The organism is Terribacillus jepli (assembly GCF_047228925.1).
Taxonomy (GTDB): domain Bacteria; phylum Bacillota; class Bacilli; order Bacillales; family Amphibacillaceae; genus Terribacillus.
The window spans coordinates 59113-73042 of record NZ_JBFEGH010000011.1 but is presented as its reverse complement, the minus strand read 5'-3'; the positions used below and the strand labels follow the sequence as shown (position 1 = coordinate 73042).

The 13930-nt window shown below is 47.1% G+C and carries 15 protein-coding genes; 1 reads left to right on the top strand and 14 read right to left on the bottom strand.

Annotated features, from left to right (window positions below):
* Positions 1-31 precede the first annotated feature (31 nt).
* From AB1K91_RS13070 to upp, 12 genes are all read right to left on the bottom strand, one after another.
* Positions 32-436: a F0F1 ATP synthase subunit epsilon gene (locus AB1K91_RS13070; protein WP_413090353.1), complete on the bottom strand. Its 405-nt coding sequence runs from the start codon at positions 434-436 to the stop codon at positions 32-34.
* 38 nt (positions 437-474) lie between these two features.
* The gene (gene atpD, locus AB1K91_RS13065) at positions 475-1869 is read right to left on the bottom strand and encodes a F0F1 ATP synthase subunit beta (protein WP_413090352.1); all 1395 of its coding nucleotides are present in this window, start codon (positions 1867-1869) and stop codon (positions 475-477) included.
* A gap of 23 nt (positions 1870-1892) precedes the next feature.
* Positions 1893-2759: an ATP synthase F1 subunit gamma gene (gene atpG / locus AB1K91_RS13060; RefSeq protein WP_093725141.1), complete on the bottom strand. Its 867-nt coding sequence runs from the start codon at positions 2757-2759 to the stop codon at positions 1893-1895.
* A 60-nt stretch (positions 2760-2819) separates the two neighbouring features.
* Positions 2820-4325, bottom strand: coding sequence for a F0F1 ATP synthase subunit alpha (gene atpA / locus AB1K91_RS13055; RefSeq protein ID WP_413090350.1), 1506 nt, complete (start codon positions 4323-4325; stop codon positions 2820-2822).
* An 18-nt stretch (positions 4326-4343) separates the two neighbouring features.
* Positions 4344-4889, bottom strand: a complete 546-nt coding sequence (locus tag AB1K91_RS13050) for a F0F1 ATP synthase subunit delta (protein ID WP_413090348.1) — start codon at positions 4887-4889, stop codon at positions 4344-4346.
* 3 nt (positions 4890-4892) lie between these two features.
* Positions 4893-5411: a F0F1 ATP synthase subunit B gene (gene atpF, locus AB1K91_RS13045; RefSeq protein WP_342005049.1), complete on the bottom strand. Its 519-nt coding sequence runs from the start codon at positions 5409-5411 to the stop codon at positions 4893-4895.
* Between the two features lie 127 nt (positions 5412-5538).
* Complete coding sequence (gene atpE, locus AB1K91_RS13040) at positions 5539-5745, bottom strand: F0F1 ATP synthase subunit C (RefSeq protein WP_038564072.1); 207 nt, start codon at positions 5743-5745, stop codon at positions 5539-5541.
* Positions 5746-5784: 39 nt separating this feature from the next.
* Entirely contained in the window at positions 5785-6516 is a 732-nt protein-coding gene (atpB, locus tag AB1K91_RS13035; RefSeq protein WP_093725135.1) for a F0F1 ATP synthase subunit A, read from the bottom strand.
* Between the two features lie 20 nt (positions 6517-6536).
* Complete coding sequence (locus AB1K91_RS13030) at positions 6537-6908, bottom strand: ATP synthase subunit I (RefSeq protein WP_093725133.1); 372 nt, start codon at positions 6906-6908, stop codon at positions 6537-6539.
* Between the two features lie 443 nt (positions 6909-7351).
* Entirely contained in the window at positions 7352-9535 is a 2184-nt protein-coding gene (locus AB1K91_RS13025) for a S8 family serine peptidase (RefSeq protein WP_413090344.1), read from the bottom strand.
* Between the two features lie 66 nt (positions 9536-9601).
* Positions 9602-10756 carry a non-hydrolyzing UDP-N-acetylglucosamine 2-epimerase gene (gene wecB, locus AB1K91_RS13020; protein WP_413090343.1) on the bottom strand — a complete coding sequence of 385 codons (1155 nt, stop codon included), beginning with the start codon at positions 10754-10756 and terminating at the stop codon, positions 9602-9604.
* Positions 10743-11372, bottom strand: a complete 630-nt coding sequence (gene upp / locus AB1K91_RS13015) for a uracil phosphoribosyltransferase (RefSeq protein WP_413090341.1) — start codon at positions 11370-11372, stop codon at positions 10743-10745. Before upp ends, wecB begins: the two co-directional genes overlap by 14 nt.
* 331 nt (positions 11373-11703) lie before the next feature.
* On the opposite strand from upp, the gene AB1K91_RS13010 reads away from it, so the two are divergent.
* Positions 11704-12009 (top strand): hypothetical protein, encoded by a 306-nt coding sequence (locus tag AB1K91_RS13010; RefSeq protein WP_413090340.1) that lies wholly within the window; start codon positions 11704-11706, stop codon positions 12007-12009.
* A 91-nt stretch (positions 12010-12100) separates the two neighbouring features.
* Here AB1K91_RS13010 and glyA read toward each other — a convergent pair whose 3' ends face one another.
* Together glyA and AB1K91_RS13000 are read right to left on the bottom strand one after the other, a co-directional pair.
* Entirely contained in the window at positions 12101-13336 is a 1236-nt protein-coding gene (gene glyA, locus AB1K91_RS13005) for a serine hydroxymethyltransferase (protein WP_413090338.1), read from the bottom strand.
* A gap of 46 nt (positions 13337-13382) precedes the next feature.
* A complete protein-coding gene (locus tag AB1K91_RS13000) occupies positions 13383-13922 on the bottom strand; it encodes a TIGR01440 family protein (protein ID WP_413090336.1) in 540 nt (179 codons plus the stop codon).
* Positions 13923-13930 lie beyond the last annotated feature (8 nt).

Below are 13930 nucleotides of genomic sequence, written 5' to 3'. Positions count from 1 at the left end.
ACAGCATTCCGACATGGAATGCTGTTTTTCATCAACGGGCATTAGTTGCGACATCAAGTCGATTGATTGCCCGGTTAAGCGCTTGTTCAGCGCGGATTTTATCTAAGTTGGCCTGCTTTTCCTGCAGACGTTTCTCAGCGCGTTGCTTCGCCTGTTCTGCACGGTCCACATCAATGTCACTTGCTCTTTCAGCAGACTGAGCAAGAATTGTGATTCTGTCAGGACGGACCTCGAGGAATCCTCCGCTGACAGCAACCCAATCCGTACGACCTTGGATCTGTAGACGAACCGAGCTAACCTTCAATGGTGCTACCAACGGAATGTGGCCTGGCAGGATGCCGAGTTCCCCATTTTCCGCTGTACAGCTAACCATTTCATAGTCTTCTTCCAGAACAGGGCCATCAGGAGTAACAATGCTTGTTGTTACGGTACTCATCAGGAGCCCCTCCTATCCTACTATTACATGATTGCTGCTTACTGGTTAACGCCAGCTTGTTCAAGCACTTCTTCGATACGGCCGACAAGACGGAAGGCATCTTCCGGAATATGATCGTATTTGCCTTCCAAGATTCCTTTGAAGCCTGCAACTGTTTCTTTTACAGGTACATAAGAACCTTTTTGGCCTGTGAACTGCTCGGCAACGTGGAAGTTCTGTGAAAGGAAGAACTGTACGCGGCGCGCACGGGCAACGACCAGTTTGTCCTCATCACTAAGCTCATCCATACCTAGGATCGCAATGATATCCTGCAATTCGCGGTAACGCTGCAATGTTTGCTGCACTTGACGCGCTACATTGTAATGCTCTTCGCCAACCACATTCGGGTCCAGAGCTCTGGAAGTGGAAGCCAGTGGATCCACCGCAGGGTAGATACCTTGCTCGGATAGCTTACGGTCAAGGTTCGTTGTTGCATCCAAGTGTGCGAATGTCGTAGCCGGAGCCGGATCTGTATAGTCATCCGCTGGTACGTATACTGCTTGGATGGAAGTAACGGAACCGACATTCGTCGATGTGATCCGCTCTTGCAGCTGACCCATTTCAGTAGCAAGTGTCGGCTGGTAACCTACTGCTGATGGCATACGGCCAAGCAATGCGGATACCTCGGAACCTGCTTGAGTGAAACGGAAGATGTTATCGATGAACAGAAGTACGTCCTGACCTTCTTGGTCACGGAAGTGCTCTGCCATTGTCAAACCAGTCAAGGCAACACGCATACGTGCTCCAGGCGGTTCGTTCATCTGACCGAAGACCATTGCAGTCTTCGCGATAACGCCGGAGTCCTTCATTTCGAAGTACAAGTCGTTACCTTCACGTGTACGTTCACCAACACCAGCGAATACGGAAATACCGCCGTGTTCTTGTGCGATGTTGTTGATCAATTCCTGGATAAGTACGGTTTTACCTACACCCGCACCTCCGAAGAGACCGATCTTACCACCTTTGATATATGGTGCCAGCAAGTCGACAACTTTGATACCCGTTTCAAGGATCTCCGTTTCTGTTGCCAGGTTTTCGAAGTCTGGTGCTTCACGGTGAATCGGATCTTTTTTGATTTCGCCTTGGATAGGCTCATCCAAATCGATTGTCTCACCTAATACGTTGAAAATACGTCCTAGTGTAGCTTCCCCTACAGGTACGCTGATCGCTGCTCCTGTATCCACTACCTCTTTTCCGCGCTGTACGCCTTCTGTAGAAGACATCGCGATTGTACGAACACTGTCGTCGCCAAGGTGAAGTGCTACTTCCAATGTCAAAGAAGACGTTTCGTTCACTTGGACAACTAGTGCATTATAGATGGCAGGCAGGTGGCCGTTCGGGAAACGTACGTCCACAACCGGACCCATGACCTGTGTAATGATACCTTTGCTCATCTGGACCCCTCCTATCTGTATTCTTAAGATTGCTGCGCAGCCGCTCCGCTGACAATCTCACTGATTTCTTGTGTAATAGCTGCTTGACGTGCCCGGTTATAAGTAAGTGTCAGATCATCAATCCGTTCATTCGCGTTGTCTGTTGCACTTCTCATCGCTGTCATACGGGCAGCGTGCTCACTTGCTTTTGCATCCAGCAATGCGCCGTAAATCAAACTCTCGGCATATTGAGGCAGCAATACTTTTAAAATACTTTCTGCATCCGGTTCGAATTCGTACATGCTCTGTACAGATCGCCCGCTTTCAACAGAAAGATCTGTTAATGGAAGAAGCTTCTGGGAAGTAACCTCCTGGGAGATGGCACTGTTGAAATGGTTATAGAACAATACCAATTCATCGATTTCCTCTTCCAGGAACATTTCCACTGCTTCGGATGCAATCTGCTTGATATCAGCAAAGTCAGGCTGATCAGGCAGTCCGATGATTTCTTTGGCAACTGGCAGGTTGTTCTTCCTGAAGAAGTCACGGCCGAATCGTCCAGCAGCAATCACCGTATATTCATCTGCAGAAGCATGCTGATGCTGGATCGTACGATAAACTTCACGAATGACGTTATTATTATATCCCCCAGCAAGACCACGATCAGCCGTGATGACAAAGTAACCTGTCTTTTTGACGGCGCGTGTTTGCAGCATTGGATGTGTTGCGTCGTCTGATGCGGCGATCTGCGTTACAACCTCCTGCATTTTCTCACTATATGGTACGAAAGCTTTTGCATTCTGCTCAGCACGACTCAATTTGGACGCTGAAACCATCTGCATCGCTTTTGTAATTTGTTTCGTCTTTTTGGTAGAGTTGATTTTACTCTGGATATCTCTTAAGGATGCCAAGGCGCATGCAGCCTCCCTTCGCTAAGGAATACGTGCAGCATTCCGAAATTTATAGAAATGTTAGTTTACGACAAATGTCTTCTTGAATGCTTCGATCGCATTGTTCAACTGCTCAGAGTCAGCCGGGTTGCCAGTCTCACGGATGCCTTTCAGCAAGTCCGCTTGATTCGCAGCGAACCATGTATGGAATTCATTCTCGAAACGAACGACTTGCTCAACCGGAATATCATCCAAGTAGCCATTTACAAGCGCATAGATGATCGTTACTTGTTTTTCAACAGATAGCGGCTGATGCAGGCCTTGCTTCAGAACTTCCACTGTGCGTGCTCCACGGTTCAGTCGAGCTTGTGTGGATGCATCCAAGTCAGATCCGAACTGTGCGAATGATTCAAGCTCACGGAATGCAGCCAAATCAAGACGCAATGTTCCAGCAACCTTCTTCATCGCTTTGATCTGTGCAGATCCACCTACGCGGGATACGGAAAGACCTGGGTTGATCGCAGGACGTACTCCGGAGAAGAATAGATCCGACTGCAAGAAAATCTGTCCATCGGTGATGGAAATGACGTTTGTCGGGATATATGCGGAAATATCGCCAGCTTGTGTTTCTACGAAAGGCAACGCTGTGATGGAACCGCCGCCTTTTGCGTCACTTAGCTTCGCTGCACGCTCCAATAGACGGGAGTGCAAGTAGAATACATCCCCTGGGAATGCCTCACGGCCCGGCGGGCGTTTAAGAAGCAAGGAAAGCTCACGGTATGCTGCTGCTTGCTTGGAAAGATCATCGTACACGATCAAGACATGCTTGCCGTCATACATGAATTCTTCACCCATAGCCACACCTGCATACGGTGCCAAGTAAAGCAATGGGGCAGGATCGGAAGCACCTGCTGCTACTACGATTGTATAATCAAGTGCGCCATGCTTACGAAGCGTTTCTACTGTACCGCGTACAGTGGATTCCTTCTGACCGATTGCAACATAGATACAAATCATATCCTGGTCATGCTGGTTCAGGATTGCATCGATGGCAACGGAAGTCTTACCAGTCTGACGGTCACCGATGATCAATTCACGCTGACCGCGGCCGATCGGTACTAGGGCATCAATTGCTTTGATACCAGTCTGAAGCGGTTCGTGTACGGATTTACGATCCATGACGCCTGGTGCCGGGGATTCGATCGGGCGTGTCTTGCTTGCTTCGATCGGACCTTTGCCATCGATAGGCTGACCAAGTGGATTCACTACGCGGCCTACAAGTTCCTGCCCTACAGGAACCTGCATGATGCGTCCCGTACGACGTACTTCGTCACCTTCACGGATGCCTTTGTATTCTCCAAGAATAACGACACCGACATTTGATTCTTCCAAGTTCTGTGCAAGTCCCATGACACCGTTGGCGAACTCGATAAGTTCTCCCGACATTACATTGTCCAGGCCATGGACACGTGCGATACCGTCACCAACTTGAATAACAGTACCAACATCACTTACTTCTATTTCAGTGTCATAACTTTCGATTTGCTGTTTGATCAACGCGCTGATTTCTTCAGCTTTCATGCTCATGCGGTCTCACCTCTATCCTTATTTGCTCACATTTACTAAATTTCGTTCGATACGAGTCAGCCGTGTTTTAATCGAGCTGTCGTAGATTGTATTGCCGACCCGTACTTTCAATCCGCCAAGCAATGTCGGATCGATCTTATTATCGATGGAAACAGATTTCTTACCGAGTTTCTTCGCAAAAGTCTCTGCCACTGTCTTTCCCTCTGCTTCGGAAAGTTCCCGGACAGAATAAACCGTCGCTTGGGCAGTACCTTGCTTTTCGTCATACAGCGTCTGAAAAACATCTGCAACCTGCGGGATACTGCTGATGCGTCCTGCATCCAAAAGCAGTTTCAATGTATTGCGAATTTCGATGCTTCCTGCAGCAAAAGCCGTTTCAATCAATGCTTTCTTTTTATCCAAGCTTATCTTTGGCTCTGACAGGTAACGGAGGAAAGCAGCATCGTTTTGTGCCACTTGCTTCGCTGTGTGCAATTCCGCTTTCACGATTTCCACGATATCGCGATTCTCTGCCACTTCGAATAGCGCTTCTGCGTATCGTTTTACAATGGTCACATCACGCATGGCTTATCGCTCCAATTCTTTCACATAGTCACTAATAAGCTTATCCTGATCTTCGGAGGAAATTTCCTTCTCGATGATTTTGCTTGCGATCTGTACGGAAAGGGATGCCACTTGTGCCTGCAGTGCCTGCATTGCTTTTTCCTTTTCGTTGGCGATATCCTCGACCGCTGCCTCTTTCAGGCGTTCAGCCTCGCGGCGTGCTGCAGCAATGATGTTCTCTTCCTGCTGCTGACCCGCTTTTCTTGCTTCTTCTATAATCGAATGTGCTTCCGCACGCGTTTTCTTAAGTTCTTCAGCGGCTGTTTTTGCTGCTGCCTCTGCATCTTTACGGCTTTGCTCCGCCGCGTCTATTTCACTTGAAATAAACTCTTGACGATCTTGCATGACTTTCAGTAAAGGTTTCCAAGCAAATTTGCCCAAAAGTGCAAGTAGGATGATAAAGCTAATTATCTGTACCAGCATACTGCCTACAGGTGCACCGCCAATGGCAGCACCGATGATAAGTGTTTGCAACAGTTCCACTCCTTTCAAGCTTCTGACCACAGTTACATATGTAATCCGGGTGCTTACTTGTTCATGACTTACAAAAAGAATGGCGAATATTCAACAGATAGAATTTCGCCATTCATTCAAATTATAAGGTGAGTTATTACATTACGATAAACGCGATAACTACTGCTAGAATCGGAATAACCTCAACCAATGCAACCCCAAGTAGCATCAAGTTTCTAAGTGTTCCTACAAGCTCTGGCTGTCTTGCAGCACCTTCTACTGTGCGACTGATGATAAGACCGTTACCAATACTTGCGCCAAGTGCTGCCAAACCTACTGCAATTGCTGCTGCTAATGAACCCATAATATAATTTCCTCCTTGTTTTTGAATACAAATTTGTGATTAGTGGTCTTTTGAGACCTTGTGTGACAGATAAACCATCGTCAGTACGATGAAGATATATGCCTGGATTGCACCGATGAACAAGCTGAACGCCTGCCATGCCACCATAGGAATCACTGCCAAGACAGTTGTATACGGCGGTGCAGTGAATGCCAGCGACTCACCTATCAAGGATAGAAGAATCTCACCGGCAAAAATATTACCGAACAAACGAAGACCTAATGTCAATACGTTTGCCACTTCCTCGATAAGGTTCAAAGGAAGCATGAATGGTATAGGCGAAACATATCCTTTCAGATAGTGTTTCATGCCATGCATCCGGATACCTGCGAAATGAGCAAGCAACACGACCATGAATGACAGCGTCAATGTTGTGACGGCGTCGGATGTTGGTGATTTCCACCATAGTGTATGGTCGCTGGATACCCCCATCACGATGACTCCCAGCATATTACTTACCAGGATATACATGAACAGGGTCAATCCAAGAGGCAAGAAATGCTTGCCGGTTTTCCAATCCATGGATCCGCCGACTACACCCTTTACGAAATCGACTATCATCTCCATGAAATTCTGGAATTTCCCAGGTCTGCGTTGCAGATGACGACTTCCCATAACACAAATGATAAAGACTATGATCGAGGAAATGATGGTCATCAAGGATGTGGAAAGGTTGAAATCCAGCCACTCGATGCCAAAGGCATCATTCCACATTGGTGATTCGTGATTCAATTAATTCACCTCTTTCGTTGCTAGTCTTTAAGCCTGAAAATTAGAGAATCTATTAAGATAACGATGTAGCAAGTAGCTATACCAACAGCTACTCCAATAAGATGGAAATACTCTTCAAAACGAAGTGCGATTGCTACAGCGAGTATTGCTGCTGCTAATCGGGTAAATGTGCCGATTCCGGAGCTCCTTTGTTTTTTCGCGGCCGCGTTTACAAATCTTGTGATCTTAGTCTGTAGGGACCATAGCATGAAAAGACTAAAGGCAGTTCCCAGTAATAGGCCGAGGAAAATGCGTTGATAAGGTGTGAATGCTGCTCCAAGTATAAAGATCACCAGGAGGCTGTACATCCATTTTCTTTGTCGTGCGTCAATCATCTTATTGGCTTGCTGCATCTTCTTTACTCCCATGCGTGAAAGACGTACTTAAAATTGCAGATACTTATGTATGGAAAGCGGTGCAGTAATCATATCCCAACCAACAAACCACAAAAGTACTTTCAGTAATTCTTCCTGCGTTGTCATACGCTTCGCGTCGGTTGCTCAGAAGCTGGCAGTTGAAACGCTGCGCGCAAACCACGTCATCTGCCTGCTTGTCCAATGCCCACCACACGCACTGTATAGAATACAATAGGCTTATTCGTGGTGTCAATACAAGATTGTGAAATAAATTACAAAGTTAATAATTACCTTCCACAACAGGGTTGGATACGCTTCCACAATATATTATAAACAAAGGTCTATCCGTCTTCAAACGCATAGGCCTCCGCTTATTATTATATAGGATTATGAACAGTTCATATATGACAATTCTGTGACATATGATTCACTTATCTGTACTATTTCACGAGCATCTGGTCTGACAAATACAATGGCAGCTCGATGTTTGCGAACTGTCCATCATGTGTACGGAGTTGTATCAATGCCAGGTAGACACCAGCTTTCCCTGCTTCCCTTTTACTCATGCTTCCTTCCAGCAGTCCTGCCTCCACTTGTTTTTTGATCAACAGCCGTCTGTCATAAACAAGTGTATCCGGATCATACAAGTCTATCCGAAGTTCAGCGGCGCCTTCGGGCAAATAAATCTGATAGCGATATTCGCCGCGTCGGTTAAGAGGTCTCCACTCCATTTCGAGACCCATCGCCTTCGGATAATCTGCTTGTTTCACAAGAAACAAATAAGGCAGCTGCAACTCCTGTGCACCAAATCTGGCTGAGAGATAGCCCTGGTGCAAACCTGCCTTTTGTATATCAGGATTGACAGAAAGACCGATTTTTAATCGTTTCGTTTCATGCGGATTCACGTTGACGGTCAGCGGCAGCTGCCAGCGGATTCCACTGTCTGCTTTTGGCTGATTGAATTGCAGCTGCTGCTGGACATCGCTGACATTATGGATAACAAGTATATATTCGACTTCTTGTTTTGCTTCGATCTTTCCGAACCGCAGCAGTGGATTTTCGATGATCAGCGGTGTTGCGATTGCTTTGGCTGGCTGCATTTTGCCCATGCCTTGCTCTATGGGGTCATAGTGGCTCCCATCAGGCCTCAGGAGTGGCTGGGCTGTTGTCAGTAACGCACCGATCTGCTGCTCGTCCGTCCATTCCGGATGGGCTTCCTTGACCAATGCCAGCGCCCCTGCTACATATGGAGCAGCCATACTCGTACCTTGCAGTGCCTGATAACCAGATTGGGGCACCGTACTCCAAACCGGTGCTCCTGGCGCTGCTATCTCTGGCTTGATGGCCCAGTTCCTGGTGACTGGACCTCTTGAACTGAAAGCAGCCATCCGATTTTGAAGCTCTATCTGCTTTGCTGCCAATTGTACAGTCTGCTCATTTTTCAGGAGCCATTGACCGTCCTTTTTTGTCACAGCGGCAACAGGAATGGATATCGACTCTCCCCCATCCTCGACGGAAGCTTCCAGAGGACCGCTGCCATCATTATAAATAAGGACGGCGGCAGCATTAGCACGCTCGGCGGCCCTGGCTTTTTCTGCAAATGGAATCTTCCCTCTTTTGAATAAGACAATCTTCCCTGCTGCATCGGGAAGCTCTTTTTCCCCTGTACCGCCATCCAATATTGGCAAGGATCGAGGCTGCTGCCATGGTACCGAACCTTGCAGCGGCAAAATCGGAATCAGTTTCTTATGAAAGCTATCATACAAAACAGCTGACTTTTGCGGAGTTGTGACCGCACCGACTGACAATGCCTTTGTGGCAGTTGCCGGGGATCCTACCGTCCAATTGGCCGGTCCTTCATTGCCATTGGCTGTCACGATACTAACCCCCATCTCCACCGCTTTATTAACTGCAAGACTCGTCGGCCAATCAGGACCATTTACAGAACTTCCCAAGGATAAATTGATGATGTCCATCTTGTCCTCGACCGCTTTTTCGATGGCGGCAATCACTTGGACCGATGTTCCGGTTCCGCCCGGCCCCAATGCCCGGTAGCTATATAACTCTGCATCCGGGGCGATACCTTTCATCTTACCATTTGCACCGATGATACCAGCGACATGCGTCCCATGAATGGTTGCTTCCCCTTCTTCGGGTGTTGTCTCCATCGGATCATCATCCCAATCGACCACATCAAAGCCACCTTTATAATTTTGCTTTAAATCGGGATGCGTATAATCGATGCCAGTATCGATTACACCGACTTTCACTCCTTTGCCGGTTGCACCTGCTGCTTTTGTCCCGAGGAACTCTTGTGTCACAAATGGAACATCCGCTTTGCTTGTTGTCGCTTCATAGGTTTGTACAGGATGGATATGCAATAGATGAGCAGTCTGAGATAATTCACTCAGTTGCGCATCTGTCCCGCGTAGTGCCAAACCTTGAAATAAAGTATCGAATTCTTCCACGATCTCAATGAATGGGTGATGCAGTTCCAAATATTCACGATAGGAAGATACATCCTCATCCAGTTCGATAATCACTGTCCTTTGCTCAGCTGCCTGAATTGGCTGGAAACCGATTAAGATGAATACAAATATAAACAACGAGCTGAATCGTTTCACAGCCTCTCCCCCTTTGTGCCATTAGGATGCACGAGTAGGGATTCCCTATACAAAAAACCAGCTGACTCAGTCAGCTGGCTCAAAAGGGGCAGGCGGTTCTGTCTGCAGCCCGAAATAATATTGTAGATAATCGGCAATACGAATCGAAGCTCGTCCATCTCCATATGGATTGGATGCTTGTGACATTTCTTTATGTGCTTGTTCATCTGTCAGAAGCTGATCTGCCATATTGAATATCGTTTCCTCATCTGTTCCAGCAAGTTTCAGCGTACCGGCTTGAATTCCTTCCGGGCGTTCTGTCGTATCCCGCAATACAAGCACAGGAACCCCAAGTGATGGCGCTTCTTCCTGCACACCGCCGGAATCTGTCAGAAGCAAGTATGCTCTGGAAGCAAAGTTATGGAAATCAATCAGTCCAAGCGGCTCGATCAGCTGTATCCGTTCATGGTTTCCAAGGATACGGTTTGCTATCTCACGTACCGCCGGATTCAAGTGCATCGGATAAACGATCAGTGTATCCGGATGTGCATCTGCAATCCTTCTGATTGCAGTGAACATATGCTCCATATTCTCACCAAGATTTTCCCTCCGGTGAGCAGTGATAAGCACTAAACGTCTGCCATCAACTTCTTCCAGGATTGGATGCTGATAATCCGTGACAACGGTAGTCTGTAAGGCATCAATCGCCGTATTGCCTGTAACGGCAATAGTTTCTGCGTTTTTATTTTCCTCAAGCAGGTTTTGTCTGGCTTGGGCAGTCGGAGAGAAATGCAAATCGGCAATCACACCGGTCAGCTGCCGATTGAGCTCTTCCGGAAACGGTGAGTACTTATCCCATGTACGCAAGCCTGCTTCGACATGCCCGACTGGAATCTTGTTATAGTAAGCAGCCAGCGATGCTGCAAAACTTGTAGTCGTATCTCCATGGACGAGAACGATATGCGGTTTTACTTTTTGATAAAGCTCATCCAGCCCTTCCATCACCTTCGTTGTGATATGTGCCAGGCTCTGGCGTGCTTTCATGATATTCAAATCATAATCCGGTTTGATATCGAATATATCCAGTACTTGATCGAGCATCTCCCGCTGCTGTGCCGTCACCGCCACAATCGTCTCGAACAGCTCCGGACGTTTTTTCAATTCAAGCACAAGCGGCGCCATCTTGACTGCTTCCGGACGCGTCCCGAAGACAAGCATGACTTTCTTTTTATTTGGTGCCATACAGACGATCCCCTGCATCGCCAAGACCTGGTACGATATAGCCGTGATCATCAAGTTTCTCATCCATTGCAGCTAGATAGATATCCACATCCGGATGCTCCTTCTTGATCACTTCCACGCCTTCGGGAGCTGCAATCAAACACATCAAGCGAATCTGTTTTGCCCCGCGCTTTTTCAAAGAGTGGATAGCATCATTGGCAGATCCCCCCGTTGCAAGCATCGGATCGATCACAATCAATTCACGTTCTTCAATATCAGATGGGAGTTTGATAAAGTACTCCTTCGGCTGCATTGTCTCTGGATCTCGGTACATACCGACATGTCCGACACGCGCAGCAGGAATAAGGCGCAGGATTCCTTCTGTCATTCCAAGACCGGCACGCAAGATCGGTACAAGTCCGATTTTCTTCCCAGCAAGTACCTTCGTTTTCGTTTCCACGACAGGTGTCTGAATCGTTGTCTCTTCCATCGGCAAATCACGCGTGATTTCAAACGCCATAAGCGCCGCAACCTCATCCACCAACTCGCGGAACTCCTTCGTACCTGTATTCTTATCACGTATGTACGTAAGCTTATGCTGAATTAACGGATGATCCAAAACAAAAACATTACCCATTTCCGAACACTCCCTCTAAAAATATTCAAATCTTTAATAGTATACAGAAGATAAAAGCAAAAGAAAAGGGACAATACGAAAAGCGGAAAAAGCCGCTTAGGAACGGAGAAGTAAGGGAGAAAGCCCGGAGGAAGGTGTCTTTCCTTCCGCAGGGATTTATCGCTTACGGCGCAGTTCCTATTCCCTTTCCTGATAAATGTAAAGTTAAATTACAGAGTCATCATAATATAAAGTGATTTATGGTATATTGGGAGTACACAACAAATACCAAATAAAAGGTATTTTGACGAGCTTCTTAGATTGTTAAAAACACAAGGGGGTTCATCTCTATATGAGCGCATTCCTTATAGTTCCATTGTATCTTATCGCCATATATATCATCTTCAGCTTTTCACGAAATAAGGAATCAAAAAGTGCTAACGGCGAATTAACACAATATAAAGCAATGAGCTGTTCAGCGATTGTTTTCCCCATTGGATGGTTAGTCATGGAAATATATCGTCGTTTCAATGATTCGGTTTCTATGGAAACCTACCGTGATTTCATGACGATGTTATTACCAATCACAATCATAGTTTACGGTATTGCCTTGTTATTCTTTAGAAGAAGTCTAAAAGAGACAAAAGCAATGGAATGAAAAATGTTAAGAAAATGCCCTCTCTGTCTTACTCCAGCCAAAATACTATTCATACAAAAAGACAGCCGCTCACGCGGCTGTCTTTCTTCTTTTACTTATAAAGCGGGAAACGATCAGCCAACGCTTTGACGCGGCCTTTCACTTCCTCCAGTTTCGCTGCGTCATCATGATGCTTCAATGTATCAGCAATGATGCCGGAAAGCTCATCCATTTCCTCCAGCTTGAAGCCACGGGTAGTGACTGCTGCTGTTCCGATCCGGACGCCGCTTGTGATGAATGGACCTTCTTTATCGAATGGAATCGTGTTTTTGTTCGTTGTCACACCAACTTCATCCAATGCATGCTCCGCGTCTTTACCTGTAAGGCCTAGCTTGCTCACATCAAGGAGAAGCAGGTGGTTGTCTGTGCCGCCGGATACGAGACGGACGCCTTCTTTCGTCAGACCTTCCGCAAGACGCTGTGCGTTATCAACAATCTGCTGGGCATAAGCTTTGAAATCATTATCCAGGATTTCTTTGAAGCTCACTGCTTTCGCTGCGATGACATGCATCAACGGTCCGCCTTGCATTGCCGGGAAGACAGCTTTATCGATCTGTTTCGCGTATTTCTCTTTTGTCAGGATCATACCGCCGCGTGGTCCGCGCAATGTTTTATGCGTTGTTGTTGTCACAACATCTGCATAAGGAACCGGCGATTGGTGTACGCCTGTTGCCACAAGACCAGCGATATGCGCCATATCGACCATAAGATACGCACCGACTTCATCAGCGATTTCACGGAATTTCGCAAAATCAATCTCACGTGGATATGCACTTGCTCCAGCCACGATCAGCTTCGGTTTCACTTCAAGTGCTTTTGCACGTACTGCTTCGTAGTTCAGCTGCTCCGTTTCCTGATCCACACCATATTCCGTGAAGTTATACAGCTTACCGCTGAAGTTCACTGGACTGCCGTGGGTCAAATGACCGCCATGACTAAGATTCATCCCAAGAACCGTATCACCCGGCTCCAAAAACGCGAAATAAACAGCCATGTTTGCCTGTGCACCGGAGTGCGGCTGTACATTGACATGCTCTGCACCGAAAATTTCCTTTGCTCGGTTAATTGCTAGATTCTCTGCTACATCAACATATTCACAGCCGCCATAGTATCTGCGGCCAGGATAGCCTTCCGCATATTTGTTCGTAAGTACGGAGCCTTGCGCTTCCATGACAGCTTGAGATACGAAATTCTCGGATGCGATCAGCTCGATTTTGTCATGCTGGCGTCCTCTTTCGTCTTCAATAGCCTTGAATAGTTCTGGATCATTCGCTTGAATATGTTTCATCGAAACATGCCTCCTCGTGTATTGTTGATGTATGTCGTAGCCGATGTCAGTCAGGGTACACTGCTCTTACGCCGCCGATCAGTTTAGGTCTTGTATAGGCTGTATTGATCCGGGCACCGCCAATATAGCGCTGTTTCAGACGGAATGGGACTGCCACAGGCTTCAGATGCATCCCGATCATCGTCTCCCCGATATCAATTCCGGAATCTGCCCGGATAGCCTCGACCAATACTGGGTTCTCGAACCGCTCATAGGCGCAAGCGGCCATGCTGCCACCGGCTCTTGCAACAGGTTTCGCGGAAACTTCGGTCAAACCGTATTGCCGACTGATATGCTTCTCTACTACAATAGCACGATTTAAGTGTTCACAGCACTGAAATACGAGATTTATGCCAGTTTCTTTTTTCAGCCATTCCAGCTGCTGGTAAAGCAGTTCTGCAATTTCCATATTCCCTGCACTGCCGATCCGCTCCCCGGCGATCTCACTTGTCGAACAGCCTACCAGGAACAAGTCTCCCTCATGTAAATGTCCACATGATGCAAGCTCCCTTACAACGATGTTGATATGATCCGCGATTGCTTCCATGTGCACCC

Bases quoted from the DNA above. Each gene is read 5' to 3' on its own strand.
- AB1K91_RS13030 (WP_093725133.1), bottom strand. From the start codon at position 6,908: ATGCAGCAAGCCAATAAGATGATTGACGCACGACAAAGAAAATGGATG.
- AB1K91_RS13010 (WP_413090340.1), top strand. From the start codon at position 11,704: ATGAGCGCATTCCTTATAGTTCCATTGTATCTTATCGCCATATATATC.
- AB1K91_RS13000 (WP_413090336.1), bottom strand. From the start codon at position 13,922: ATGGAAGCAATCGCGGATCATATCAACATCGTTGTAAGGGAGCTTGCA.
- AB1K91_RS13070 (WP_413090353.1), bottom strand. From the start codon at position 436: ATGAGTACCGTAACAACAAGCATTGTTACTCCTGATGGCCCTGTTCTG.
- upp (WP_413090341.1), bottom strand. From the start codon at position 11,372: ATGGGTAATGTTTTTGTTTTGGATCATCCGTTAATTCAGCATAAGCTT.
- wecB (WP_413090343.1), bottom strand. From the start codon at position 10,756: ATGGCACCAAATAAAAAGAAAGTCATGCTTGTCTTCGGGACGCGTCCG.
- atpD (WP_413090352.1), bottom strand. From the start codon at position 1,869: ATGAGCAAAGGTATCATTACACAGGTCATGGGTCCGGTTGTGGACGTA.
- atpE (WP_038564072.1), bottom strand. From the start codon at position 5,745: ATGGGTTCATTAGCAGCAGCAATTGCAGTAGGTTTGGCAGCACTTGGC.
- atpA (WP_413090350.1), bottom strand. From the start codon at position 4,325: ATGAGCATGAAAGCTGAAGAAATCAGCGCGTTGATCAAACAGCAAATC.
- AB1K91_RS13050 (WP_413090348.1), bottom strand. From the start codon at position 4,889: ATGCGTGATGTGACCATTGTAAAACGATACGCAGAAGCGCTATTCGAA.
- glyA (WP_413090338.1), bottom strand. From the start codon at position 13,336: ATGAAACATATTCAAGCGAATGATCCAGAACTATTCAAGGCTATTGAA.